Genomic DNA, 23,409 nt, shown 5'->3' on the forward strand with positions numbered 1-23,409 from the left:
GGCTCCACTTCTACAATCACCACCGACCCCACTCCGCCATCGGAGGCCAACCACCCATCACCCGACTGACCAACCTCCCTGGACATCACATCTAGAGGTTCAGTACGAGGTCGTCGCCGTCGCGTTCGAAGCCGAGGTTGCGCAGGTACGGCGTGGAGTCGCGCATCCGGGGTGGGGCGATGACCTGGTGGAACCCCTGCTCGGTGAACACGTCACTGCGCCGGTACACGAACTCGCCCGGGGTGAAATCGCGGTACTTCGGCACCACGTAGTCGAGGTCGATCTGCGCCCGCCCCGCGCCGGCGTCGTGCGCGAGGACCACGCCGACGGTCCGGTCACCGTGCTGTACGAGGAACGCGTACGGGCTCGCACCGGACGTGAAGCCCGGGTTGAACCGGCTGATGTCCTTCCGGTGCCGCTCGAGGACGAACCCGAGGTACGCGTCGCCGTCGTTCACCTGCAACACCTGGTACTCCGTCTCGTCGTGCCGATGCCGGAGCAACCGCCACAGGTGTACGACGTTGATGACCGCGAGGACGGCGTTCATACCGACCATCGGCCAGACGCCGACCACCGCGTTGAACCCGACCAGAATCACGCAGCCGACCAGGTTCAGCACCCGCAACCGCAGGATCCGCGTCTGCAGCAACGACCACACCACCAGCGCGGACCCGCCCCACCCGATGACACTCCATACGTCCACAGCTGGAGACTAGGGGATGTGGACGAGTTTCTGGTGCTGGACGGGGCTCCGCTGCGGGCTGTCGACGTGACGTTGCTGCGCGCAACCAGTTTTGGGCATTTCACCTCGATGCAGGTCCGCGACGGCCGGGTCGACGGCCTCGATCTGCACTTCGAACGTCTGGACCGCAGCACCCGAGAGCTCTTCGACCAGCCGCTCCCCGAGCCGCGCGTCCGCGCCGAACTCCGCGCCGCCCTCGAGCACGCTCAGTCGGGCGACCTGTCGATCCGCGTCAACGTCTTCGCCACCGACGAGCTCCACCTGCTGACCCGCGTAGGCCCGCCCCTGGCTCCCGCGACCCAACCGGTCCGCCTACGCACCTACCAACACGAACGCGCCGTCCCGCACCTCAAGCACACCGGCACCTTCGACCTCACCTACTACGCCCGCAAGGCAAAGGCCGACGGTTACGACGACGCCCTCTTCCACACCCCCACCGGCCACATCTCCGAAGCCTCTATCTGGAACATCTGCTTCGCCCGAGGCCCCCACCTGACCTTCCCCGCGGCCCCGACCCTCCCCGGCATCCGCCGGCAAACCCTCCAACGAGCCCTACCCACCTACACCACAGAGCCCATCCCCCTCACAGCCCTGCCCACCTACGACGCCGCCTACCTCACCAACTCGATCGACCCAGCCCTACCTGTCGCGTCGATCAACGAGGTCACCTACGAACCCCACCCCGAATCGGCCAACGCAATCGCGACAGCGTACGCAGCGGTCACTGCCCAGCCGATCTGACCTCGGTCAGCTCTCCAGGTCCTCGCGCGCCAGCTCGTCAGCCTTCAACGACTGCCGGGTCGCCAGCAGCCGACTGACGGGAATCTCCACCGAGAACGGCGCATCTACCCGGAGCACGTCGCTCGACCGCGCGTGGACGACGGGCGAGCCGGACCTGAGATCGAGAACAACGATCTCGACACCGTCCGCCTCGAGCTCGATGCGCCACATCCACTGAATTCCTGCGGCCGCGTACAGCTGCGACTTGAAGATCCTGTCCATGGCTGCGTTCGACGGCGAAACCACCTCGACCACCAGATACACATCCGCCGGCTCGAGCGCTACTGAACCGGCGAAGATGCCTGCCGACCGGGCGACGATCACGTCCGGGATGAGCAGTCGCCGCGTGCTCAGCTGCAGATTGGTCGCCTCGACGACATCGGCTTCGTCCGGCGCCGACTCGCGCAGGAACACCGAAACTCGTCCGGCCACCAGTTGATGCAGGGTGCGGGCCCCGGTGTCACGATCAAACTCCCGTCGATGATCTCGTAGCGCTGCCCATCGGGCAGACCGGCGAGATCGGCCGTGGTCCACGGCCCGAAGTGAGAGAGCGACTCGGTCATCGAGATACCTGCTTTCTGGGTGCTTGGCACACGCCCCGGCACACACAGAGAATACGTGTTTCAGGCCCCGGTTCCGCGAGGAAATGGCGGCTGTGGAAAAACCCGATCAGGTGCGCTCGGACCACCAGTGGAGGAGTTTTTCGCGGGCCTGGGCTTCGTCGAGGGGGCCTTCGTCCAGGCGGAGGTTCATCAGGAACTTATAGGCCTCGCCGACCTCGCGGCCCGGGGGGATGCCGAGGATCTGCATGATCTGGTTGCCGTCGAGGTCGGGGCGCAGGGCGTCCAGTTCCTCCTGTTCCTGGAGGCGTTCGATGCGGGCCTCGAGGTCGTCGTACGCGGCGCGCAGGGAGTCGGCCTTGCGGCGGTTGCGGGTGGTGCAGTCGGCGCGGGTCAGTACGTGCAGACGCTCGAGCTGGTCGCCGGCGTCGCGGACGTAGCGCCGTACGGCGGAGTCGGTCCACTCGCCGTCGCCGTACCCGTGGAAGCGCAGGTGCAGTTCGATCAGCTTGCTGACCTGGTCGATCTGCTCGTTGCTGAACCGCAGTGCCTTCATCCGCTTGCGGGCCATCTTCGCGCCCTGGACGTCGTGGTGGTGGAACGTCACCTTCCCGCCGTCCTCGAAGCGCCGCGTCTTCGGTTTCCCGATGTCGTGGATCAACGCGGCGAACCGAACGACGAAATCGGGCGTCGGAACAGACAGACGGGATTCCAGATCGATGGCCTGGTCGAGGACGGTGAGCGAGTGCTGGTACACATCCTTGTGCCGGTGGTGCTCGTCCTTCTCGAGGATCAGCGCCGGCAGTTCGGGCAGTACGTGGTTGGCCAGCCCGGTGGCGACCAGCAGGTCCAGCCCGATCCGCGGGTGGTCGGAGCAGATCAGCTTCTCCAGCTCGTCCCGGACCCGTTCCGCGGAGACGATCGTGATCCGGTCGGCCATCGCCTTCATCGCCTGCACGACGGCCGGGTCCGGCGTGAACGCGAGCTGCGCGGCGAACCGGGCCGCCCGCATCATCCGCAGCGGGTCGTCACTGAACGAGTCCTCCGGCGTACCCGGTGTGCGGATTCGCTTGTGCGCGACGTCCTCGATACCGCCGTACGGGTCGACGAACTGCCGGGACGGCAGCCGGACCGCCATCGCGTTCATCGCGAAGTCCCGGCGGGCCAGGTCACCCTCAAGGCTGTCGCCGTAGGCCACCTCCGGTTTGCGCGAGGTGGGATCGTAGGTTTCCGACCTGTACGTCGTGACCTCCAGGACCCACTCGCCCTTGCGACAACCGATGGTGCCGAACGCCTTGCCGATGTCCCACACGTGGTCCGCCCAGCCGGACAGCAACCGCTCGATCACGTCCGGGTGCGCTGACGTGGTGAAGTCGAGGTCCTTGCTCCCCCGGCCGAGCAGAATGTCCCGGACGGGACCACCGACCAGGGCGATCTCGTGGCCGGCGTCGGCGAACCGGGAGCCCAGTTCGTCGACCACGGGAGCGAGTTCCAGCAGCGCCTGGACGGCGCGCCGCTGGACGCCGGACAACGATCCGGCGGAGGCTGACTGGTCGGCAAAGGGTGACACGGGGAACTAGGTTACGGTGACGGCGTGTTCAGACGGCGACTGAGGCTCCCGGCGGTGCTGGGTGCCTGCCTGCTGGTTGCTGCTTCGGCAGCGACTTCAGCCGCTCCGGCCAGTTCCGTACCGGCGGACGAGCCGGCCGTCCAGGTGACGATCGACCAGTTCGGTCCGGTCGCGCCGAAGCCCGGTGATCAGGTGGTGATCAAGGGCCGGGTGACGAACACCAGCTCGGTCACCTTCAACGCCCCGCAGGCGCTGGCGTGTATCGACCGGACCCGGCTGTCCAGTACGACGGCCCTGGACACGATCCCGACCGAGCAGAACATCCCGATGGACAACCGGGACAGCTGCCGGAACCTGACCAACGACAGCCAGACCTTCCAGCCGTTCGACCAGCCGCTGGCCCCGAAGCAGACCGTCGACTTCTCCCTGACGGTGCCGTGGAAGGAATGGGGTGTCACCGACCACACCGGCGTGTACGTCGTCGGCGTCACGTTCCGCGGCGACCCGCCGGACAGCGGCCGGGTGATGGCGGGCCGGGCCCGGATCCTGATGCCGGTGATCGGCAAGGAGCCGTTGCGGCGGCAGGTCAACACCGCTCTCGTCGTACCGCTACGGCACCGGCCGACCCAGCTCGGCGGCCGCAACTTCGCGAACGAGGCACTCGCGCAGGCGCTGGAGCCGACGGGCTCGCTCGGCCGGCTGCTTGCCCTGGGCAGGCAACGCAAGGTCACCTGGCTGGTCGACCCGGCGATGCTGGACGAGATCCGGCAGATGTCCAAGGGGTACGTGATCCTCGGCCAGAACGGCCAGACCCTCGGTTCCGGAGCGGCCATCGCGACGGCCTGGCTGAAGGAGTTCGACGCGAGCCGAGCGCGCGGCGACCAGGTCGTCCTGCTGCCGTACGCCGACCCGGACGTGGCCGGCCTGCTGGATGCGGGCGATCCGCTGAAGGACCTCGTCGGCGAGGCCCGGGTGCGGACCGAGCGGACCGGCGGCGAACAGGCTCCGAGCTTCACCAACGGGCTCTGGCTCGAGGGCGGAGCGGCCGCCAGCCGGTACCTGGGTGCCGCGTCCGGCGGCTTCGCCGGCGCCACGCCCGACGACCTGAACCTGGTCAGCAGCTCCTCCTGGACCGCGCGCACCCGTCCGGTCCTCACCAGCACCCCGGTGTACGACGTACGTACGCCGGAAAGCCCGGACAAGGCAGTCCGGACCGTCGTCGCGGACTCCTCGCTCACCGAGGGCGGCCCCGATCCGGAGACGGCGGACAGCGCGCTCCAGGTTCGCCAACGCTTCGCAGCGGTGACCGCACTGATCGCGGCCGCCGGGAAGACCACTGCCTCGGTGGTCGCCGTACCGCCGCGCGGCTGGGACCCGGACGGTACCGCCACCGCCGCGCTCGCGGGCAACCTGTCGCTGCCGTGGATCAAGTCGACCGACCTCAGCACGATCGTCGCGGCCACCCCGCGGCCGCAGCCCACCGACGCGCCGACCGCACCGAAGACCAACGGCGTGCTGTCCGAGGCGCAGATGCAGAGCATCTCCCAGCTCAACAGCACGACCAGCACCATGCAGAACCTGCTCGTCGACGGCAGCCAGCTGCCCGAAGTGATGACGCAGGCGCTGCTCCGGTCCACCTCGTTGGCCTGGAACGGCCACCCGGACGAGGCGCAGTACTTCACCAACATCGAGCTCGGCTCCGCGAACCAGCAGCTCGGCAAAGTGCACCTGGTGAACGCGAGCGTCGACCGCGGGCTGCGCAAGGAGATCAAGGTCAACCTGGCCGGCAGCAAAGGCACCTTCCCGCTGACGATCACGAACGAGACCGACTGGTCGGTCCGGGTCGGCATCGTGGTCACCTCGGTGAACCGGACCGACCTCAAGATCAAGACGCCGCAGACGGTCGTCCTCGGCCCCAAACAGAAGTGGACGCCGCGGATCAACGCGAGCGCCGAGCAGAACGGCCTGATCCGGGCGAACGCGCAGGTGGTCAACGCCGACGGCAAGCCGGTCGGCAAGTCCCAGGAGCTGCTGATCCAGGCCAGCCAGTACGGCAGTGTCGGCTGGATCCTGGTCGGCGCCGCCTGCGCCCTGCTGTTCGGTACGTCGTTCGTCCGGATCTACCGCCGGATCCGGATCGAGCGCCGCAACCCGGCCGCCGTCAGCACGACCGAACCCGGCGACCCGACCGAACCCGGCGACCCGACCGAACCCGGCGACGCGACCGACGAAACCCCTGATCCCGCCCACGGCCGCCATGCGGCACACGACGCACCGGAGGAAACTCCCGGCGCGTCCCTGAAAGAAGGAGTCGGTTCGAAGGATGGCTGACCGCACCCTGCGATCCGCGGCGGTGATGGCAGCCGGAACGGTGCTGTCCCGCCTGCTCGGATTCGTCCGGATCGCCCTGCTCGCGGCCGCCATCGGCACCGCGCTCCGCGGCGACATCTTCACCGCCGCGAACACCATCCCGAACAGCCTCTACATCCTGCTGGCCGGCGGTGTGTTCAACACCGTACTGGTCCCGCAGCTGGTCCGGGCGATCAAGAACCACGACGACGGTGGCCAGGACTTCACCAACCGGGTGCTCACCTTCGGGTTCGTCGTCCTCGCGGTCGTCACGGTCGGCTGTGTGCTGCTGGCGCCGGCGATCGCGGAGCTCTACCTGCCGAAGGAGCTGCACGACCCGTCCCGGGTGACCGAGAAGGCGAACATGGTGATGTTCGTCCGGCTGTGCCTGCCGCAGATCTTCTTCTACGGCGCGTTCGTGCTGGTCGGCCAGGTGCTGAACGCGCGCCGCCGGTTCGGCCCGATGATGTGGGCGCCGATCGCGAACAACATCGTCGCCTGCGCGTCGATCATCGTCTTCCTGGTGATCTACCGGGTCGGGGACACCCCGCCGACGTACAGCCACGGCGAGGAGCTGCTGCTCGGACTCGGGCACACGCTCGGCATCGCCGTACAGCTGCTCGTCCTGCTGCCGTACCTGAGGGCCAGCGGACATCGGTACCGGATGAAGTTCGGCCTCCGTGGGACCGGTCTGGGCCACACGGCCAAGCTGGGCACCTGGACCGTTCTGTTCGTCGCGGTGAACCAGGTGACGCTCGTCGTCGTCACACAGCTCGCGATCGCCGGTAGCGCCTCGGGCGACCCCGGCGCGAAGGCCGGTCTGTTCGCGTACAGCACCGCGATGCTGATCATCCTCGTGCCGCACGGCATCGTCACGGTCTCCCTCGCCACGGCGGCGCTGCCCCAGATGTCCGCTTTGGCGGCCGACGGTGACACGGCCGAGGTGGGACGGATGTCGGCCCGGTCGATCCGGCAGACGCTGGCGATCGTGGTCCCGGCGGCGGCCGCGATGATCGCGTTCGCGTACCCGATCGTGACGCTGATCGCCGGCTACGGCTCCGGTAAGAACAACCTGACGCTGATGTCGTACACGCTGATGACGCTCGCGCTCGGGATCGTGCCGTTCACCATCCAGTACTTCCAGCTCCGCACCTTCTACGCCTTCGAGGACACCCGGACGCCGTTCTTCCTGCAGTGCGTGATCGCGGCGACGAACATCGCGGCCGCGGTGATCGGGGTCCGGGTGCTGCTCGATCAGGCACACCTTCGGTTCAGCGGCGTGATGCTCGGGGCGGCGTACGCGCTCGCTTATCTGGTCGCCGTACTGATCTCGCGGCCGGTGCTGCGGCGGAAGGTACCGCGGGTGCCGGGCGCCGGGATCGGGCTGCCGCTGCTCGCGATGGTGATCGCGGCCGTCGCCGGAGCCGGCGCGGGGAAGGTGGTTGTGTGGGTGCTGAGCCTGGCGATCGATTGGTCCGGACCTCTGGGCGCGATCCTGGAGCTGGCGGTCGCGGCGATCGTGATGCTGCCGGTGTACGCCGCCGTGTCGCGGGTATTGCGTATCCACGAGGTCAACGATGTGGTGTCCATGGTCACATCGAAGCTGCCGATCCGGCGCTGATCCGGACCGCTTGTGCGTTAGTGCACCACCCGTCAGCTCACTGGGGCACTAACATGGGGCCTGCGATCAGGCCGCTGGGGCTTCAAGGAGGGCGAGAGACACCGTGTCGAACCAGACCGTGAGTCCTGGTGCCCTGCTGGCCGGACGGTACCGGATCGCCGAGTTGCTCGCGGAGATCGACGGAGCCCGGGTCTGGCGGGCCGTCGACGAGGTGCTCAGCCGGGCGGTCGTCGTCGACGTACTGCCGGTCGGTGACCCGCGGACGAACCTGCTCTTCGACGCCGCCCGCCGGGCCGCCGCGGCGAACGACCCGCGCTTCCTGCGGGTGCTCGATTGCGACATGCACGACGGCGTGACGTACTGCGTCCGCGAGTGGGCAGGCGGCCGGTCGCTCGAACGGATGCTCGGCAGCGGCCCGCTCACCGGGCAGCAGGCCGGCTGGCTGGCTCGTGAGGTGTCCGAGGCCCTCGAGAACCTGCACCGCACCGGCTACGCGCACGGCGCGATCAGCCCGGCGACCGTGGTGGTCACCGACGCGGGTGCGATCAAGGTCGTCGGGGTCGCGACCGAGGCGGCGCTGCGCTCGTCCGGCGCGGGCTCGCCGGAGGAGGACGTCCACTCGCTCGGTGAGCTGCTCTACGCGTCGCTGACCGGCCGCTGGCCCGGCCCTGCGCCCGCGTGGGGTCTCCAGCCCGCTCCGGTGGAGCACGGCCGGCTGCTGAGCCCGCGCCAGGTGCGCGCCGGCGTACCGCGTTCGCTGGACGACATCAGCGACCGGCTGCTCGGCGACCCGCCGCGGCACCACGCGCCGCCGATCACCAGCGCGGCCGGCCTGTCCGCCGCGCTGTCCGGGGTCGTCGGCAGTTCGCACGAGCCGCCGAACCAGATGGACGAGACCGTCCAGGTCGCAAGCCAGAACGGCAGCATCGACGACGCGACCCAGGTCGTACCGCAGGCCCCGCCGCCGGCGCTCGACCCGCAGTCGGCGTACAACTCCGAGCCGAACGGGTACCGCCCGTCGCAGTCGGCGTACGAACCGTCCACCGAGACCCGGCCGGTCCGCCGCCAGCCCAACCCGCCGAACGGGAACGGCCGGCGCCGCGACGAGCCGAAGCCGAAGGGCTCGTGGGGCGGCCGGATCCTGATCCTGCTCGCGATCCTGGCCCTGCTGTCGGTGGTCGCGATGGCGCAGTTCCTGCTCAAGGGCGCGATGAACAAGGACCAGGGCAACGGCGGCAACAACGGCGGCGGACAGACCAGCGCCCCGCCGCAGACGAGTACGACGCCGTCCACCGGCGGCGGCAAGGCGACGATCGCGAGCGCCAAGGACTTCGACCCGGACGGCGACCAGGTCGAGCATCCGAAGGACGTCAAGAACACGTACGACGGCGATCCGTCGACGACGTGGAAGACACAGTCCTACAAGAACAAGCCGACCCTCGGCGGTCTGAAGCCGGGCGTCGGTATCTACTACAACCTCGGCGCGAAGACCTCCGTGTCGAGCGTCGCGGTCGCGCTGGTCGGCGACGACACCAGCCTGCAGATCCTGATCCCGAGCGGTGACACCAGCACGCCGCCGTCGTCGATCGACGGCTGGAAGCCGGTGGCGACCAAGGCGGACCAGCCCGAGGGTACGGTGAACGTGACCCTCCCGGCCGGGACCCAGACGCAGTACGTGCTGGTGTGGCTGACCAAACTGCCGAAGGTGTCCGACGGCTACCAGGGCACCATCTCGGAGGTCACGATCCAGAAATGACCGCTCACGTCGACTCGGGCAATCCGCCGCCCCGTCCGGACGTCCCGCGTATCGGCGTGGACGACCCGGTCGCGCAGGGCGGCGCGGAGCATGCCCAGCCGGCGAGCTACGACCAGCTGGACGACCACGAGCTGCTCCGGATGCACGTGGCCGGCAACCCGGACTCGTTCGGCTTCCTGGTCAAGCGGCACCGGGACCGGATGTGGGCGGTCGCGATCCGTACCCTCGGCGAGCCCGAGGAAGCGGCCGACGCGCTCCAGGAGGCGTTCATCTCGGCGTTCCGCCGGGCGGACTCGTTCCGCGGCGACGCGAAGGTGACCACCTGGCTGCACCGGATCGTGGTGAACGCCTGTCTGGACCGGATCCGCCGCCGCCAGGTGCGCGCGGCCGACCCGCTGCCCGAGGACGAGGACCGTGCCGCCGAGCTGGCCGGCCCGGCCGAGGACGACCCGGCGGAAGTCCGCGAACGCCGGCTGGACGTACTGAACGCCCTGAAGCAGATCAACGAGGACCAGCGGGCCGCGCTGGTCCTGGTCGACATGGAGGGGTACTCGATCGAGGAGGCGGCCGCGATCCTGGACTGCGCTCCCGGTACGGTCAAGTCCCGGTGTGCGCGCGGTCGCGCGAAGCTGCTCCCGTTGCTCAGGCACTGGCAAACTTCCGGACAAGCCTCCACCGCGGAAGCGGTGGGAACCGAATGAACGGGTACACCGTCGAAGCGAAGTCGCCTGCCTCTGGCGACCGGACGTCTGCTGCCTTCGACCGGAGTTTCCTGATGACCATGTGGCTGTGGCCGCGCACCTCCCGTGAGGAGGCGAGCCCCTGATGACCGATCCCGGTCTGCCGACCAGTGAGCACCTCGAGCACCTGGACACGGACACGATCGCCGACCTGATCGAGAACCTGCTGCCTGCCCCCGAGGCGCACCGCGCTCGTGAGCATGTGAAGGCATGCCCGGAGTGTCAGCAGACGTACGACGCCCTCCTACAGCTGACCGAGGACCTGGCCGAGGAGGGCCGCAGCGACATCCCGATGCCGACCGAGGTCGCGGAGCACCTGGACGCGGTGATCGTGTCCGAGTCGGTGCTGCGCGCGTCCACCATCGGTGTCGCCTCGCTGGCCCAGCTCCGCGAGGAGCCGCGCCGGCATCTGCCGAAGCTGCTCGGCGCCGCCGCTGGTGTCGTGCTGATCGCCGCGCTCGGTGTCGGCGTGGTGTTCGCCACCAAGAACCAGGCGAACGAAGGCGCCGCTTCGACCGACTCGAACACGCCGCCGGCGGACTCGGTGAAGATCAGCAGCAAGGACATCGGCGCCGCGACCAAGCGCTGGCTGGACCACACCCCGAGCCCCATCCTGCACGGGTCGAGCGACGAGCAGGCCTGCGCCCGGGCGTTCGCGGCGGGCACGTCGAGCTCGAGCCTCCGGCTCGTCCAGCCCGCGAAGGTGGACGGCAAGCGGGCCACGATCATCGGACTGCAGGGCGCGTCGGTGAGCGAGATCCAGGTCTTCGCGGTCACCGGATGTAGCACTCCGGGCGGCGTCGGCACCTCGTTCTACGACACCACGGTGACGCTCAGCAACCGCTAGTGCCGAGATGCAGTACAGCGGGCTGTCGATGGGTACCGTGGGAATGGTCGGCCTCTAGGATCCGTTGAGTACGACGTCACTGTCTCGACGACACGAGGAACGCCTGAATGAGCGACTCCACCACAGTTCGCAACGTCATCATCGTCGGCTCCGGTCCGGCCGGTTACACCGCCGCCGTGTACGCCGCACGCGCGGCGCTGGAGCCGTTGGTCTTCGAAGGCTCCGTCACCGCCGGTGGCGCGCTGATGAACACCACCGAGGTGGAGAACTTCCCCGGCTTCTCGCAGGGCATCATGGGCCCGGCGCTGATGGACGAGATGCGTACCCAGGCCGAGCGGTTCGGTGCCGAACTGGTGCCGGACGACGTGATCAAGGTCGACCTGACCGGCGATATCAAGGTGGTCACGGACTCGGCCGGTACCGAGCACCGCGCGAAGGCCGTCATCCTGGCGATGGGTTCCGGATACCGCAAGCTCGGCCTGGCCGACGAGGACCGGATGTCCGGGCACGGGGTCTCCTGGTGTGCGACGTGTGACGGCTTCTTCTTCCGCAACCAGGAGATCGCGGTCGTCGGCGGTGGCGACTCCGCCGTCGAGGAGGCCACCTTCCTGACCAAGTTCGCGAAGAAGGTGCACCTGGTGCACCGCCGGGACGAGCTGCGCGCCTCGAAGATCATGGCCGACCGGGCGTACGCGAACGACAAGCTGGAGTTCCAGTGGAACTCCGAGGTCGACAAGATCCACGGTGAGGACAAGCTCAGCCACCTGACGCTGAAGGACACCGTCACCGGCGAGACCCGCGAACTCCCGGCCACCGGCCTGTTCATCGCGATCGGCCACGACCCGCGCTCGGAGCTGGTCAAGGGCCAGGTCGACCTGGACGAGGAAGGGTACGTTCTGGTCAAGCCGGACAGCACCGCCACCAACCTGCCGGGCGTGTTCGCGGCCGGCGATCTGGTGGACCACACCTACCGGCAGGCGATCACGGCGGCCGGCACCGGCTGCGCCGCCGCCCTGGATGCCGAGCGCTACCTCACCGCCCTGGAGGACGCCTCGCACGCGACCACCGCCGCGGCCACAAGCCAGCCCGTCTCTGTCTGAACCTCACACCACTCTGAAGGAGATACGCCCGTGGGCGAGAAGATGAACGCTGTCACCGACGCCGAGTTCGACCAGACCGTGCTGAAGAGCGACAAGCCGGTCCTGGTCGACTTCTGGGCCGAGTGGTGTGGCCCGTGCCGCCAGGTATCCCCCATCCTGGAGGAGCTGAACCAGGACCACGGCGACAAGATCACGTTCCTGAAGATGAACGTGGACGAGAACCCGGTCACCCCGAGCAACTACAGGGTCACTGGTATCCCTACCATCAACGTCTACGTGAACGGTGAGCTCGCGAAGTCCATCGTCGGCGCCAAGCCGAAGGCGGCGCTGCTGAAGGAGCTTGCCGACTTCACCGCCTGAGTTACCCGCCACACCGCCAAGGAGTTAGACCCTGATGGAATCCCCGCACGGCGTGTACCGGATCGGCGACAGCGGTGAGGCGGTTGCCGAGATCGTCGGGAAGTTGCAACGACTCGGACTGCTGCAGGGCGGTCACGACGTCTACGACGAGGCGACCGCACACGCTGTCCGGGGGTTCCAGCAGCAACGCGGGCTGATGATCGACGGCATCGTCGGCCCGCAGACGTACCGGGCGATCGACGACGCCCGCTGGCGGCTGGGCGACCGGCTGCTGACGTTCGTACCGACGCATCCGCTGAGCGGTGACGACGTGCTGAGCCTGCAGGCGAAGCTGCAGGAGCTCGGGTTCGCGGTCGCGCGGATCGACGGGATCTTCGGCGCGGACACCCAGCGCGCGGTGACCGAGTTCCAGCGGAACATGGGTCTGCCGGCCGACGGCACCTGTGGCCCGTCGACGTTCAAGGCGCTGCAGCGGATCCGCCCGATGGCGACCGGCGGCCGTCCGGACGCGCTCCGGGCCCGCGAGGCCGTCCGCGCCGCCGGACCGCGGCTGTCCGGCAAGACCGTGGTGATCGACCCGGGGCACGGAGGGTTCGACTACGGCTGGGAGGGCTACGGCCTGCGCGAGTCCGACATCGCGTACGACCTGGCCGCCCGGATCGAGGGCCGCCTCGGCGCCACCGGCGTCCGCGCGTACCTGTCCCGCGGCCGCGACCAGGGCCCGGACGAGCTGGCCCGGGCGGCGTTCGCGAACGAGACCGACGCGAATCTGTGCGTCTCGCTGCACACCGATGGTTCGATGAACCCGGACGCGCAGGGCGTCGCGACATACTTCTACGGCAACGACCTGCACGGCGCCTCTTCCAGCGTCGGCGAGCAGTTCGCCGGGCTGGTGCAGCGTGAGATCGTCGCCCGCACCGACCTGCTCGACTGCCGTACGCACGCGAAGACGTGGGACCTGCTGCGGCGGACCAAGATGCCGGCCGTCCGCCTCGAGATCGGGTACGTGACCAACCCGCACGACTCGGCCCGCCTGGCCGACCCGGCTTTCCGCGACGTGATCGCCGAGGCGATCGTCGTCGCGATCCAGCGCGTCTACCTACCGCCGGACCAGGACGCCGCCACCGGAATGCTCCGCTTCGGCCAACTCACGGTCTAGCGGCGGAGATTGTGGCTACAATGGGGTTATCAGAAGTAGCCACACAAGGGAGCCAAACGTGGACGTCGGCATTCGGGAACTGCGCGACAACCTCAGTCGCCATCTGGCCGAGGTCCGCTCCGGACACACGGTGACAGTCACAGACCACGGGCAGCCAGTAGCCCGTATCGTGCCCGTCGGGCAACCGACGCGGCTGGAGCAACTTCGCTCCGAGGGACGTGTGCAGCCTGCCCGTCAGAAGAAGCAGCCCGCGCCCGACCCGATTCGTGCCGAGGGATTGGTCGGGGAGCTCATCGACGAGCAGCGCCGGTGATCGGCTACCTCGATACGTCAGCGTTCGTACCGCTGCTGGTCAGCGAGCCGAGTAGTGCCGCCTGTCGCCGATTCTGGAATGACGCCGACGCTGTCGTGTCGAGCCGACTGCTGTATGTCGAGGCCGCGGCCGCGCTCGCGCAGGCGCATCGTATGGCGCGCCTGGACGACCAGGCGTATGCGTCGTGCCGACGGCTCCTGGACGAACTCTGGCCGCAACTCGAGATCACCGAGGTGGACGAGGCTTTGATCGGGCGCGCGGCGCAACTCACCGACCTCCTCGCGCTGCGCGGGTACGACGCCGTCCACTGCGCTTCCGCTGAGCAACTGGAGGACGCCGATCTTGTCGTCGCGTCCGGCGACAAGCGCCTCCTCGATGCCTGGAAGTCGTTGGGCTTGGCGACCTTCGACACCAACACGCCCGACGTTTTGCAGGACGCCGCCACCGGCATGCTCCGCTTCGGGCAACTCACCGTCTAGGAGTAGTCGATTTTGCGGTGAGCCGTTCGTCAGCTGAATGAACCCGGCGATCCCGCCGGCACTCATTCAGGGAGGGGCTCATGGCACATCCAGTCGTCCATGCCGAGATCCGATCGGCGGACCCCGACAAAACCCGGGAGTTCTTCGCGGACCTCTTCGGGTGGAAGGTCGCGTCCGAGGGAGGGTTCCCGGGCTACACGTTCATCGACACCGGCACCCCGGACGGACCGTACGTCGCGATCAGCCCGCGGCAGAGTACTGAGGACGAGGTGCTGTTCTTCGTCGCCGTGGAGGACGTGGCGGCCACGCTCGAGCGAGCCGAGCAGCTCGGCGGACGCATCGTCCAGCCGGTCCAGCAGGTCCCCGGCACGAGCTTCGGCGTGTTCGCCGACGCGCAGGGACACCGGATCGGAGTGGCCGCCACGCAATGATCACTCCTTCTCGAGCGCGATCTTCGGCAAGACGCGGTCCAGGCCTCGCGGCAACCACCACGCGTGGTTGCCGAAGAGGCGCATGATCGCCGGCACGATCACGCATCGGATCAGCAGGGCGTCGAGAAGTACGGCAGTGGCGAGACCCAGGCCGAACTGCTTCAGCATCCGGTCCGGGCTGAGCAGGAACGCGCCGAACACCACGATCATGATCGCGGCCGCCGCCGTGATCACGCTGCCCGTGGTCGCGAGGCCTTCGCGCACCGCCGCCCGGGCATCCTTGGTCCGCCGCCACTCCTCGTGGATCCGGGACACCAGGAAAACCTCGTAGTCCATCGACAACCCGAACACGATCGCGAAGATCATCACCGGGACGAACGCCTCGATCGGCCCGGCCTGCGCGCCGAACCAGCCCTGCTGGAACACCAGCGTGATGACACCGAGCGAGGCACCGATGCTGAGCAGGTTGAGTACCGCGGCCTTCAACGGGATCAGCACGGACCGGAACACCGCCATCAGCAGCAGCGCCGACAGTCCGACGACCACCAGTACGAAGATCGGCAGCCGGTTGCTGACCGCCGCCGCGAAGTCGTCCGCGGCCGCTGTCGATCCGCCGACCAGGTGGGTCCCTTCAAGCTTGGGCAACGTGTCCTTACGCAGCCGCTGGACGAGGTCGCTCGTCGCCGCGTCCTGCGGCGCCGACCTCGGAAACGCCAGTACCGTGGTGATCTTCCCGTCCGGCGTCACCTGCGGCGGCGTCACGGCGGCGATGTCGGGATCCTTCGCGAGTGTCTGCCCGAGCGACTGCCCGTCCCCCTCGGACACGATGACGAGCGGACCGTTGAACCCAGGACCGAACCCGTCCGCCAGCAGGTCGTACGCCTTCCGGCTCGTCTTCACCGGATCGTCGGTACCCGCGTCCGCGAACCCGAGCCGCATCCCCAACGCCGGCAGCGACAACGCCACCAACGCGATCACGCCGAGCACCAACGGCACCCAGGGTGCACGCTGTACGACGCCGGCCAGCTTGCGCCAGCCGTCGCCAGGAGTACGGCGCTGCTTCGCGGCGTGCTTGCGTACGCTGCGCTCGATCCGCTTGCCGAACAGCGTGAGCAACGACGGCAGCAACGTCACCGCCGCGAGCATCGTCATCAGTACGGTCATCGTGACGCCCAACGCGATGCCCTGCAGCGATCCGAGGCCCAACGCCAGCAGCCCGAGCAACGCGATGACGACCGTGCAGCCGGCGAACATCACCGAACGCCCAGCGGTGTCGAGGGCAACGATCTTAGGATCGGCCTCGCCCTTCAGGAGTTCGTGCCGGTACCGCGAGAAGATCAGCAACGCGTAGTCGATGCCGACACCGAGACCGACCAGCATCATCACCGGCGTCGTGTACTCCGGCACCTTGAACAGATGCGACGCGAGCATCAGCAAGGCGACGGTACTGCCGACCGCGAACACCGCGGTCAACAACGGAAGTGTTGCCGCGAGCAACGATCCGAACAGGAACACGAGGATCACAAGTGCGGCCAGGATTCCGGCGCCCTCGGCCGCACCACCCGAACTGTCCGACGCATTCCGGGCGAGATCGCCGCCGACCTCGACCTGGAAACCCGGCCGGGCGAACTCCTGCGCGCGATGGATGATCGTGCGGACGTCGTCGATCGGCATGTCCGGTTCCGCGACGTCGAGGTTCACGGTCGAGTACGCCGTACGTCGATCTGTCGACATTGCCGGCTCCGCGACCGAGGACACGTGCGGGAGCTCGCGCACCACAGCGAGCATCGACGCCATCCGGGACTGCTCCTGCTGGAGCCCGCCGTCGGCGCGGACGACGATTTGCACCGAGGCCGTGTCGCCCTTCGGCTGGTGCGCCTGGAAGGTGTCCGTCACCCGCTGGGAGTCGGTGCCCGGCAGTGAGTTGTCGCTGCGGTAGTTGGCGCCGACGACCGTCGCCGCAGCGGTAACCGCGGCCAGGACCAACACCCAGAGCAGCAACGCCAGGCCCGCGTGCCGCATCGCCCAGCCCGACACCCGGTGCAGCAGGCCGGGCCGGGTTACCTGTCGGATCGAGGTGTCCACTGTCATCGCGAATCCTTGATGAGTAGATTGGCTACATGTTGCCTCTCGACACTAGCAGCCGTATGGGTAGACTGGCTACATGAAGGCAGATGCGCTGCGTGGACACCTGGACCCGATGATCCTGGCGGTCGTCGAGCACGAGCCGCTGCACGGCTACGCGATCATGGAGGCACTGCTGGCCCGCAGCGGCGGCGAGCTCGACCTGCCGACCGGCACGCTCTACCCGGCGCTCCGGCGGCTCGAGCGGGCCGGCTACCTGGCCAGTGAGTGGAGCACGGTCGGCGGGCGGAAGCGCCGTACCTATCAGCTCACGAGTTCCGGCGCGAAGATGCTTGCCTCAGGCAAGCAGGAGTGGCTGACGTTCCGGGCCGTGGTGGAAGGCGTACTTGGTAATCCCTAGGCCCGGGACAGGCGTAGGCAGCGCTCGGCCTGGATGCTGACCAGGACCAGCGGCAGCACGACGAACGCCCCGACCACGCCGAACGCGGGCACGCCGGGAGCGTGCGAGCTGGTCGCAGCCATCAGTACGCCGATCCCCGCAACCAGCGCGGATCCGACCAGCGCAAAGAGCGCTGTCACCCGGCTCAGGTGCTCGCGCACCACGGGATAGCGGACCCCGATCCCGGTGCCGACCACGGCGAGGACCGCGCCGGCGATCACCACCATGCCGACGGCGCGGACCACGGTCTGCAGCAGGTCGTTCAGCGCGGTCGCCGACTCCGGCTCCTGCGTCCAGATCCACGCGCCGCCCTGCCACACGATCGGCTGGATCATCAGCGCGAACAGCAACATCATGGCGGTCCGGCGCGTCTGGCTGATCGCCAACTCGGCGCGGTACCCCGGCGCGACGTCCTCGATCGTCCCGAACTCGTCGACGGCGTGCTTCTCGGCCTCGTACCGATCCAGCCCGTCGCCCTCGAACGCCTCGGTGGCGTCGGTCAGATGGTCCCGCGCCTCTGCCAGCAGATCCGCCTTCCGACGCCGCGGTCCCCGGAGCTCATGACTCAACGAGGCCAGGTAGTCGTCGACCGGCGTACTGGTTCTGGACACCCCTCCAGTATGGGGAGAGCGCGCCGGGATCACGTCCGGGGTCCCACTGAATCACCCCTGACCTTCCTCCGGCGGTGCAGTGCGACGAAGTAGCCGGCGTACGCGATCAGAACGAGCGCGAAACCGACCTTCTCGACGATCGGGGTGGCGCCTTCGGGCCACAGGTGACCCTCCAGGTAGTGGTGGATGTAGCCGCGCTGGTACGGAGTCTCGCCGCCGAGGCGGCGGAAGTACTTCTCGGTGGCGGTCACCGGGCAGCCGAAGTCGACCAACGTGATGACGAGGTTCCACACCACGATCGCGAGGTGCAGCCAGATCAGCCGCGGCCACCGCCAGGCGAGGAAGCCGCCGACCAGGAAGAACAACAGCAGGGCGCCGTGCAGGACCATCACCGCATCGGCCAGCGCCCGCCAGATCATTCGGGGCCGGACCTCAGCGCGTCCCGGACCGTCACCGGCGCCGGCGGCGCCTTCTCCGGCCGGATCGCGCCCATCAGGCGCTCGACGGCCGCCTCCATCTCGCTGCGCCAGGTGATCGCCGAACGCAGGTCGAGCCGCAGCCGCGGGTTCCGCGGATGCTCCCGCACCACACTGAACCCGACCGCCCGCAAGAACTCGGTCGGCCACACGCAGCTCGGCCCGTCCCACCGCGAGTCCCCGAACGCCTCGACTGCCCGGAACCCGCGCTTCAGTACGTCCTTCGCGACCGCCTGGACGAGGATCTTCCCCAGCCCGAGCCCGAGGTACCGCGGCAGGATCCGCCCGGTGGCCAGTACGACGGCGTCCGGGCTGACGGGTGCCGTCGGGAACGCCTGGACCCGGGGCAGGTACTTCGCGGGGCCGTACACGGCAAACCCGGCCGGCTCGTCGTCGACGTACAGCACGATCCCCGCGCTCCCCCAGTCGAGCAGCAGCTGGGACAGCCACGCCTCCTTCTCGAGCGCGGTGTCCCCGTTGCGGATCGCCTGCCGGGCGGCTACCGGATCGAGCTCCCAGAACACGCAGTCGCGGCACGGGACCGGGAGCTCGTCGAGATTGGCGAGCGTCAGCGGTTCGAGCCGTCGGGCCATCAGCGCATCCGATCAGCAGTACTGGCTGTTACTTCGGTCACGGTGTGTCAGTGTGCCGCTGGTTCGGCTGCCGGTTCGGGTACCGGCGCCGGGGTCCGCGCGTCCGGCGTACGGGTCGCCTCCGGGGCGACGTACCTCTGCTGCACCTTCGCGGCCGGTTGCCGCCGGAACAGCTCGCCGGCGAACCCGGCCAGCACGCCCAGCAGCAGACCACCGAGCGTCCAGCCGGCTGTCCTGCCCACGCTCATCCTGAATCCTTCCGCTCCACCTCTCAGGCCGCACCAGACCAGCTGACTGTCTCAACAGCCAGATTCCGGCATGGTCGAACCTGCCCCTATAAGGCATGGTAGTGAGAGGTCACGCCGATCCCCAGCCCAGACTGGGGTATGTCGACGTAACCTGGTGACTTCCCCTCGATCACCGTTGGAGTGGCCCTCGTGAGTGTTGACGTGCCCGATGTCCGGCAGACCCGTCTCGACAACTACGTCGAGGCGTACGCAGCCCGGACCAAGGGCATGACCGCATCGGAGATCCGCGCCCTGTTCTCGGTCGCCAGCCGGCCCGAAGTGGTCTCCTTGGCGGGCGGGATGCCGAACATCGGCGGCCTGCCGCTCGACGTGGTCGGCGGAGCGGTCCGCGACCTGGTGATCGACAACGGCGCGGTCGCCATGCAGTACGGCTCCGGCCAGGGCGATCCGGCGCTGCGCGACCAGATCTGCGACATCATGCGGCTCGAGGGCATCGAGGCGCATCCCGACGACGTCGTCGTCACGGTCGGCAGCCAGCAGGCGGTCGACCTGGTGACACGAGTGTTCTGCGACCCGGGCGACGTCGTCATCTGCGAGGCGCCGTCGTACGTCGGCGCGCTCGGCGTCTTCCGTGCGTACCAGTGCGAGGTCGTGCACGTGGCGATGGACGACGACGGCGTCGTACCGGAGGCGCTGGAGCAGGCGATCGCCTCGGTACGGGCGGCCGGCAAGCGGATCAAGTTCTTCTACACGATCCCGAACTTCCACAACCCGGCCGGGGTATCGCTGTCCGACGAGCGGCGCCGGCGGGTGCTGGAGATCTGTCAGCGGGCGTCATTGCTGGTCCTCGAGGACAATCCTTATGGCCTGCTCGGCTTCGAGGGCGAGCCGCAGCGCGCGCTGCGTGCGGACGACCGCGAAGGCGTCATCTACCTCGGCTCGTTCTCGAAGACGTTCGCGCCCGGGTTCCGGGTCGGCTGGGCGGTCGCGCCGCACGCCGTCCGGGAGAAACTCGTGCTGGCGCAGGAGTCGGCGACGCTCTGCCCACCGACGTTCAGTCAGCTCGCCATCTCGTCGTACCTGGTCCGGCACGACTGGATGGGGCAGGTGAAGCAGTTCCGCGAGATGTACCGCGAGCGCCGGGACGCGATGCTCGCGGCGCTCACCGAGAAGATGCCGGCGGCAACGACCTGGACGCGGCCGCGGGGCGGCTTCTACGTCTGGCTGACGCTGCCCGAAGGGCTGGACGCGAAGGCGATGCTGCCGCGGGCGGTCACGGCGCGGGTCGCGTACGTGCCCGGAACCGCCTTCTTCGCCGACGGTTTCGGCTCCCACTGCATGCGGTTGTCGTACTGTCATCCGACGCCGGAGCGGATCACCGAAGGGATCAGCCGGCTGGCCGCAGTGATCCACGAGGAGCTCGAGCTGCGGCAGACGTTCGGCCCGCTGCCACCAGGCGCCGGCCGCGACTACGACGCTCCGGGGCCTGAGCTTTCGTAAGGAGGCGGGTGCCTCCCGGTTCGCAAAGGTTGCGCAAGGACCTGCGGGCGGCCGGGGGTCCGGGAATCGGTAGGGGTACCGTTCGAGTGGGCCTCGGGGCCGGCGACCGCGCCGGAGACGCCCACGAGTGATCGGGATATTTGTGATGAGTGATCTGGGTCGAGTGCTGGTACTGGCAGGTGGTCTGTCGCACGAGCGGGACGTCTCGCTGCGCTCCGGCCGCCGGGTCGCGGACGCCCTGCGCAGCGTTGGTGTCGAGGTCGAGCAGCGTGATGTCGACGCCTCCCTCGTCGACCGGCTGCGCTCGGATCCGCCGGACGCGGTGTTCCCCGTTCTGCACGGCGTCACCGGCGAGGACGGCGCCCTCCGGCAAGTCCTCGACCTGTACGGCGTTCCGTACGTCGGCGCCGACGCGGCCGCGTGCCGTACGGCGTTCGACAAGCCGGTCGCGTCGACGGTCGTCGGCAACGCGGGACTGCACACGCCGGCGTCGGTCGTGCTCGGGCACGACACGTTCCGCGAGCTGGGCGCTGCCGCGCTGATGGAGGCGGTCGTCGGTCAGATCGGGCTGCCGCTGGTGGTGAAGCCGGCGCGTGGTGGTTCGGCGCTGGGGGCGTCGATCGTGCGGTCGGCCGACGAGCTGCCGGCTGCAATGGTGAACTCCTACGCGTACGGTCCGGTCGCGCTGATCGAGCAGTACATCGACGGCACCGAGGTGGCCGTGACGGTCGTCGACACGGGCGACGGGCCGCGGGCGCTGCCGGCGGTGGAGATCCGGCCGGACTCCGGGTTCTACGACTACGAGGCGCGGTACACGGCCGGCGCGACGCAGTTCGTCGTACCCGCTCGGCTCGAGCCGGAGGCGGCGGGCGCGTGCGCTGCGGCCGCCGTACAGGCTCACCAGGCGCTGGGTCTGCGTGACTTGTCGCGGACGGACCTGGTCGTGGACGCAGCCGGGATTCCGTGGTTCCTGGAGGTCAACGTTGCGCCGGGGATGACGGAGACGTCGCTGGTACCGCTCGCCGCCGAGGCCGCTGGGGTCGAGCTCGGTGTGCTCTGCCGTGACCTGCTCGCCGCTGCCGCCGCGCGCTGATGCCTGAGCCTCGGCCCTGGTGGCGTACGGCCGTACAGCCGCGCTGGGTCGGGCTGCTCGCTCTTGCCCTGGTCATCGCCGGGGCGATGACGGTGATGGGCGTTTGGCAGCTGGGCGTCTACAAGTCCAAGACCGCCGAAGCCACCGCGCATCGTGCCGCCGAGGCGCCTGTCCCCCTTCAGTCGCTGTTCTCCATCGACGACGGGCTCCCGGCCAAGGCCGTGGGTCGGCAGGTCACCATCACCGGTACGTGGGGGCCGGCCGCCGACCAGGTCTATATGTCGGACCGCCAGCAGGACGGCAAGAACGGCTTCTGGGTCGTGACTCCGTTGAAGCTCTCCGACACGGACGCGGTGATGATCGTCCGCGGCTGGGTGCCGACCTTGTCCGACCCGGCGGCGAAGGCTCCGGTGGGTCCGGTTTCGCTGACCGGCGCGGTCGTCGCCTCCGAAGCCGAAGACTCCTCCGACGACGCCGCCAAAGGCCGAGTCCTCTCGTCCCTCCGCATCCCGACGATCGTTCACCTGGTCAAGTACCGCATCTACGACGCCTTCGTCGTACAGACCTCCCCAGCGGCCAACTCTCCCGCCCCCGCTGCCGTAACTCCCCCGCCACCACCCACCGACCACGCAGGCCTCCGCAATGTCGCCTACGCCTTCCAGTGGTGGATCTTCGCCGTCTTCACGCTCTGGATGTGGACCCGCATGGTCCTGGACGCCCACCGCACGCCAAACCCCCCTGCCCCACCCGACGGCACACCCCCTGACGACTCACCCACCTCCGGCAGTTCGCGACGCGAGGTTCGGGATGGAGAAGGTGACCGGGGCGGAGCGGGCGTGGGGACAGGCGGTACCGTTTCAGCGTGAATTCCTCCGCTGATCCCGCCACTTCCGCCGGCGTGCAGCCGATTAGCCCGGCCGTCCGTGGTGCGCTGACCCGCTACCGCGTGATCGCGTACGTGGTCGGCGTCATGCTGCTCCTGCTGGTGTTCCTCGCGATGCCGCTGAAGTACTTCGCCGACAACCCCGGCGCGATGAACATCATCGGCCCCCTCCACGGCTTCCTGTACGTCGTGTACCTCCTCCTGACCTTCGACCTCTTCCGCCGAGTCCGCTGGTCCCTCCCCCGCCTCATCCTGATGGCCCTCGCCGGCACCATCCCCTTCCTCTCGTTCTACGCCGAACGCAAAACCACCCACGAACTCCTCGGCCACTAACCCCTTTAGATCCGGGCGATTCCCCCGGCGAATCACGCTCCGGCGACCACCGGCTTCACCACCCCGCGGAACTCCATCACCGCCCGCAGCGGCTACATCTCGCACAGGTCCCCCGGTGACCGCACGCTCCACCTACCTGTCGGAGCCGCACGCGCCACACCGACCCGGCAGACCCGCACGCTCCGCCGATCTGCCGGAGGCCCAAGCCCACGACTGGCATCCACTCGATATTCGAACCGTGCAGTAGTCGACAGGCACGCCCAAGCTGACCTGCATCCGACATCTCGTGCAGGAGCGTTCGGTCAGTGTCCGCCGCCGTGTCCACCGCCGCCGTGTCCACC

Annotated in this window: 25 protein-coding genes; 17 read left to right on the plus strand and 8 right to left on the minus strand. The window is 68.7% G+C overall.

Annotated elements, in window-relative coordinates; translation table 11 throughout:
• Positions 1–91: 91 nt before the first annotated feature.
• Positions 92–703, minus strand: coding sequence for a hypothetical protein (locus ACZ5BU_RS25170; RefSeq protein WP_465702689.1), 612 nt, complete (start codon positions 701–703; stop codon positions 92–94).
• A gap of 18 nt (positions 704–721) precedes the next feature.
• Here ACZ5BU_RS25170 and ACZ5BU_RS25175 point away from each other — a divergent pair, with 18 nt between their 5' ends.
• The gene (locus tag ACZ5BU_RS25175; RefSeq protein WP_465702691.1) at positions 722–1,483 is read left to right on the plus strand and encodes an aminotransferase class IV; all 762 of its coding nucleotides are present in this window, start codon (positions 722–724) and stop codon (positions 1,481–1,483) included.
• Between the two features lie 6 nt (positions 1,484–1,489).
• On the opposite strand, the gene ACZ5BU_RS25180 is transcribed toward ACZ5BU_RS25175, so the two are convergent.
• Together ACZ5BU_RS25180 and ACZ5BU_RS25185 are read right to left on the minus strand one after the other, a co-directional pair.
• Positions 1,490–2,131, minus strand: coding sequence for a Uma2 family endonuclease (locus tag ACZ5BU_RS25180; RefSeq protein WP_465702693.1), 642 nt, complete (start codon positions 2,129–2,131; stop codon positions 1,490–1,492).
• 60 nt (positions 2,132–2,191) lie between these two features.
• The gene (locus ACZ5BU_RS25185) at positions 2,192–3,613 is read right to left on the minus strand and encodes a CCA tRNA nucleotidyltransferase (RefSeq protein WP_465703562.1); all 1,422 of its coding nucleotides are present in this window, start codon (positions 3,611–3,613) and stop codon (positions 2,192–2,194) included.
• A gap of 63 nt (positions 3,614–3,676) precedes the next feature.
• On the opposite strand from ACZ5BU_RS25185, the gene ACZ5BU_RS25190 reads away from it, so the two are divergent.
• The 11 genes from ACZ5BU_RS25190 (at position 3,677) to ACZ5BU_RS25240 (ending at position 14,807) form a co-directional block, all read left to right on the plus strand.
• Positions 3,677–5,983, plus strand: a complete 2,307-nt coding sequence (locus ACZ5BU_RS25190; RefSeq protein WP_465702695.1) for a hypothetical protein — start codon at positions 3,677–3,679, stop codon at positions 5,981–5,983.
• Positions 5,976–7,622, plus strand: coding sequence for a murein biosynthesis integral membrane protein MurJ (gene murJ, locus ACZ5BU_RS25195; protein ID WP_465702697.1), 1,647 nt, complete (start codon positions 5,976–5,978; stop codon positions 7,620–7,622). Before ACZ5BU_RS25190 ends, murJ begins: the two co-directional genes overlap by 8 nt.
• A 103-nt stretch (positions 7,623–7,725) precedes the next feature.
• Complete coding sequence (locus ACZ5BU_RS25200; RefSeq protein ID WP_465702699.1) at positions 7,726–9,378, plus strand: protein kinase family protein; 1,653 nt, start codon at positions 7,726–7,728, stop codon at positions 9,376–9,378.
• Positions 9,375–10,079, plus strand: a complete 705-nt coding sequence (gene sigM / locus ACZ5BU_RS25205; protein ID WP_465702701.1) for an RNA polymerase sigma factor SigM — start codon at positions 9,375–9,377, stop codon at positions 10,077–10,079. The genes ACZ5BU_RS25200 and sigM overlap by 4 nt, the downstream gene beginning before the upstream one ends.
• A gap of 124 nt (positions 10,080–10,203) precedes the next feature.
• The gene (locus ACZ5BU_RS25210; RefSeq protein ID WP_465702703.1) at positions 10,204–10,965 is read left to right on the plus strand and encodes an anti-sigma factor family protein; all 762 of its coding nucleotides are present in this window, start codon (positions 10,204–10,206) and stop codon (positions 10,963–10,965) included.
• 107 nt (positions 10,966–11,072) lie between these two features.
• Positions 11,073–12,065: a thioredoxin-disulfide reductase gene (gene trxB, locus ACZ5BU_RS25215; protein ID WP_465702705.1), complete on the plus strand. Its 993-nt coding sequence runs from the start codon at positions 11,073–11,075 to the stop codon at positions 12,063–12,065.
• Between the two features lie 42 nt (positions 12,066–12,107).
• Positions 12,108–12,425: a thioredoxin gene (gene trxA / locus ACZ5BU_RS25220; protein WP_245360192.1), complete on the plus strand. Its 318-nt coding sequence runs from the start codon at positions 12,108–12,110 to the stop codon at positions 12,423–12,425.
• 34 nt (positions 12,426–12,459) lie between these two features.
• Positions 12,460–13,584, plus strand: coding sequence for an N-acetylmuramoyl-L-alanine amidase (locus ACZ5BU_RS25225; RefSeq protein ID WP_465702707.1), 1,125 nt, complete (start codon positions 12,460–12,462; stop codon positions 13,582–13,584).
• Between the two features lie 58 nt (positions 13,585–13,642).
• Positions 13,643–13,897 (plus strand): type II toxin-antitoxin system Phd/YefM family antitoxin, encoded by a 255-nt coding sequence (locus tag ACZ5BU_RS25230; RefSeq protein ID WP_465702709.1) that lies wholly within the window; start codon positions 13,643–13,645, stop codon positions 13,895–13,897.
• A complete protein-coding gene (locus ACZ5BU_RS25235) occupies positions 13,894–14,376 on the plus strand; it encodes a type II toxin-antitoxin system VapC family toxin (protein ID WP_465702711.1) in 483 nt (160 codons plus the stop codon). Before ACZ5BU_RS25230 ends, ACZ5BU_RS25235 begins: the two co-directional genes overlap by 4 nt.
• 80 nt (positions 14,377–14,456) lie before the next feature.
• Entirely contained in the window at positions 14,457–14,807 is a 351-nt protein-coding gene (locus ACZ5BU_RS25240) for a VOC family protein (RefSeq protein WP_465702713.1), read from the plus strand.
• Here ACZ5BU_RS25240 and ACZ5BU_RS25245 read toward each other — a convergent pair whose 3' ends face one another.
• A complete protein-coding gene (locus ACZ5BU_RS25245) occupies positions 14,808–16,898 on the minus strand; it encodes an MMPL family transporter (protein WP_465702715.1) in 2,091 nt (696 codons plus the stop codon).
• A gap of 73 nt (positions 16,899–16,971) precedes the next feature.
• On the opposite strand from ACZ5BU_RS25245, the gene ACZ5BU_RS25250 reads away from it, so the two are divergent.
• Positions 16,972–17,292 (plus strand): PadR family transcriptional regulator, encoded by a 321-nt coding sequence (locus ACZ5BU_RS25250; protein ID WP_465702717.1) that lies wholly within the window; start codon positions 16,972–16,974, stop codon positions 17,290–17,292.
• On the opposite strand, the gene ACZ5BU_RS25255 is transcribed toward ACZ5BU_RS25250, so the two are convergent.
• Genes ACZ5BU_RS25255 through ACZ5BU_RS25270 form a run of 4 tightly spaced genes read right to left on the minus strand, consistent with a single transcriptional unit; the run spans position 17,289 to position 19,259 of the window.
• Positions 17,289–17,942: a permease prefix domain 1-containing protein gene (locus ACZ5BU_RS25255; protein WP_465702719.1), complete on the minus strand. Its 654-nt coding sequence runs from the start codon at positions 17,940–17,942 to the stop codon at positions 17,289–17,291. The two genes, ACZ5BU_RS25250 and ACZ5BU_RS25255, sit on opposite strands and share 4 nt — an antisense overlap.
• 29 nt (positions 17,943–17,971) lie before the next feature.
• On the minus strand, positions 17,972–18,361 hold the full coding sequence (locus ACZ5BU_RS25260; protein WP_465702721.1) for a DUF2784 domain-containing protein: 390 nt from the start codon (positions 18,359–18,361) through the stop codon (positions 17,972–17,974).
• Positions 18,358–19,011, minus strand: coding sequence for a GNAT family N-acetyltransferase (locus ACZ5BU_RS25265; RefSeq protein WP_465702723.1), 654 nt, complete (start codon positions 19,009–19,011; stop codon positions 18,358–18,360). Before ACZ5BU_RS25265 ends, ACZ5BU_RS25260 begins: the two co-directional genes overlap by 4 nt.
• 47 nt (positions 19,012–19,058) lie before the next feature.
• A complete protein-coding gene (locus tag ACZ5BU_RS25270) occupies positions 19,059–19,259 on the minus strand; it encodes a hypothetical protein (RefSeq protein WP_465702725.1) in 201 nt (66 codons plus the stop codon).
• Positions 19,260–19,448: 189 nt separating this feature from the next.
• Here ACZ5BU_RS25270 and ACZ5BU_RS25275 point away from each other — a divergent pair, with 189 nt between their 5' ends.
• From ACZ5BU_RS25275 to ACZ5BU_RS25290, 4 genes are all read left to right on the plus strand, one after another.
• Positions 19,449–20,759 carry an aminotransferase-like domain-containing protein gene (locus ACZ5BU_RS25275; protein WP_465702727.1) on the plus strand — a complete coding sequence of 437 codons (1,311 nt, stop codon included), beginning with the start codon at positions 19,449–19,451 and terminating at the stop codon, positions 20,757–20,759.
• 145 nt (positions 20,760–20,904) lie between these two features.
• Positions 20,905–21,852: a D-alanine--D-alanine ligase family protein gene (locus ACZ5BU_RS25280; RefSeq protein WP_465702729.1), complete on the plus strand. Its 948-nt coding sequence runs from the start codon at positions 20,905–20,907 to the stop codon at positions 21,850–21,852.
• Entirely contained in the window at positions 21,852–22,718 is an 867-nt protein-coding gene (locus ACZ5BU_RS25285; protein ID WP_465702731.1) for an SURF1 family protein, read from the plus strand. Before ACZ5BU_RS25280 ends, ACZ5BU_RS25285 begins: the two co-directional genes overlap by 1 nt.
• A 32-nt stretch (positions 22,719–22,750) precedes the next feature.
• Positions 22,751–23,068 (plus strand): DUF3817 domain-containing protein, encoded by a 318-nt coding sequence (locus ACZ5BU_RS25290; RefSeq protein WP_465702733.1) that lies wholly within the window; start codon positions 22,751–22,753, stop codon positions 23,066–23,068.
• The last annotated feature ends 341 nt before the right edge of the window (positions 23,069–23,409 follow it).

Source organism: Kribbella sp. NPDC031520, from assembly GCF_055580825.1.

Excerpts from the sequence above, each read along its gene's own strand:
- murJ (WP_465702697.1), top strand. The coding sequence starts at position 5,976 with ATGGCTGACCGCACCCTGCGATCCGCGGCGGTGATGGCAGCCGGAACG.
- sigM (WP_465702701.1), top strand. The coding sequence starts at position 9,375 with ATGACCGCTCACGTCGACTCGGGCAATCCGCCGCCCCGTCCGGACGTC.
- ACZ5BU_RS25210 (WP_465702703.1), top strand. The coding sequence starts at position 10,204 with ATGACCGATCCCGGTCTGCCGACCAGTGAGCACCTCGAGCACCTGGAC.
- trxB (WP_465702705.1), top strand. The coding sequence starts at position 11,073 with ATGAGCGACTCCACCACAGTTCGCAACGTCATCATCGTCGGCTCCGGT.
- trxA (WP_245360192.1), top strand. The coding sequence starts at position 12,108 with ATGAACGCTGTCACCGACGCCGAGTTCGACCAGACCGTGCTGAAGAGC.
- ACZ5BU_RS25225 (WP_465702707.1), top strand. The coding sequence starts at position 12,460 with ATGGAATCCCCGCACGGCGTGTACCGGATCGGCGACAGCGGTGAGGCG.
- ACZ5BU_RS25240 (WP_465702713.1), top strand. The coding sequence starts at position 14,457 with ATGGCACATCCAGTCGTCCATGCCGAGATCCGATCGGCGGACCCCGAC.
- ACZ5BU_RS25245 (WP_465702715.1), bottom strand. The coding sequence starts at position 16,898 with ATGACAGTGGACACCTCGATCCGACAGGTAACCCGGCCCGGCCTGCTG.
- ACZ5BU_RS25250 (WP_465702717.1), top strand. The coding sequence starts at position 16,972 with ATGAAGGCAGATGCGCTGCGTGGACACCTGGACCCGATGATCCTGGCG.
- ACZ5BU_RS25260 (WP_465702721.1), bottom strand. The coding sequence starts at position 18,361 with ATGATCTGGCGGGCGCTGGCCGATGCGGTGATGGTCCTGCACGGCGCC.
- ACZ5BU_RS25265 (WP_465702723.1), bottom strand. The coding sequence starts at position 19,011 with ATGGCCCGACGGCTCGAACCGCTGACGCTCGCCAATCTCGACGAGCTC.
- ACZ5BU_RS25270 (WP_465702725.1), bottom strand. The coding sequence starts at position 19,259 with ATGAGCGTGGGCAGGACAGCCGGCTGGACGCTCGGTGGTCTGCTGCTG.
- ACZ5BU_RS25280 (WP_465702729.1), top strand. The coding sequence starts at position 20,905 with ATGAGTGATCTGGGTCGAGTGCTGGTACTGGCAGGTGGTCTGTCGCAC.
- ACZ5BU_RS25285 (WP_465702731.1), top strand. The coding sequence starts at position 21,852 with ATGCCTGAGCCTCGGCCCTGGTGGCGTACGGCCGTACAGCCGCGCTGG.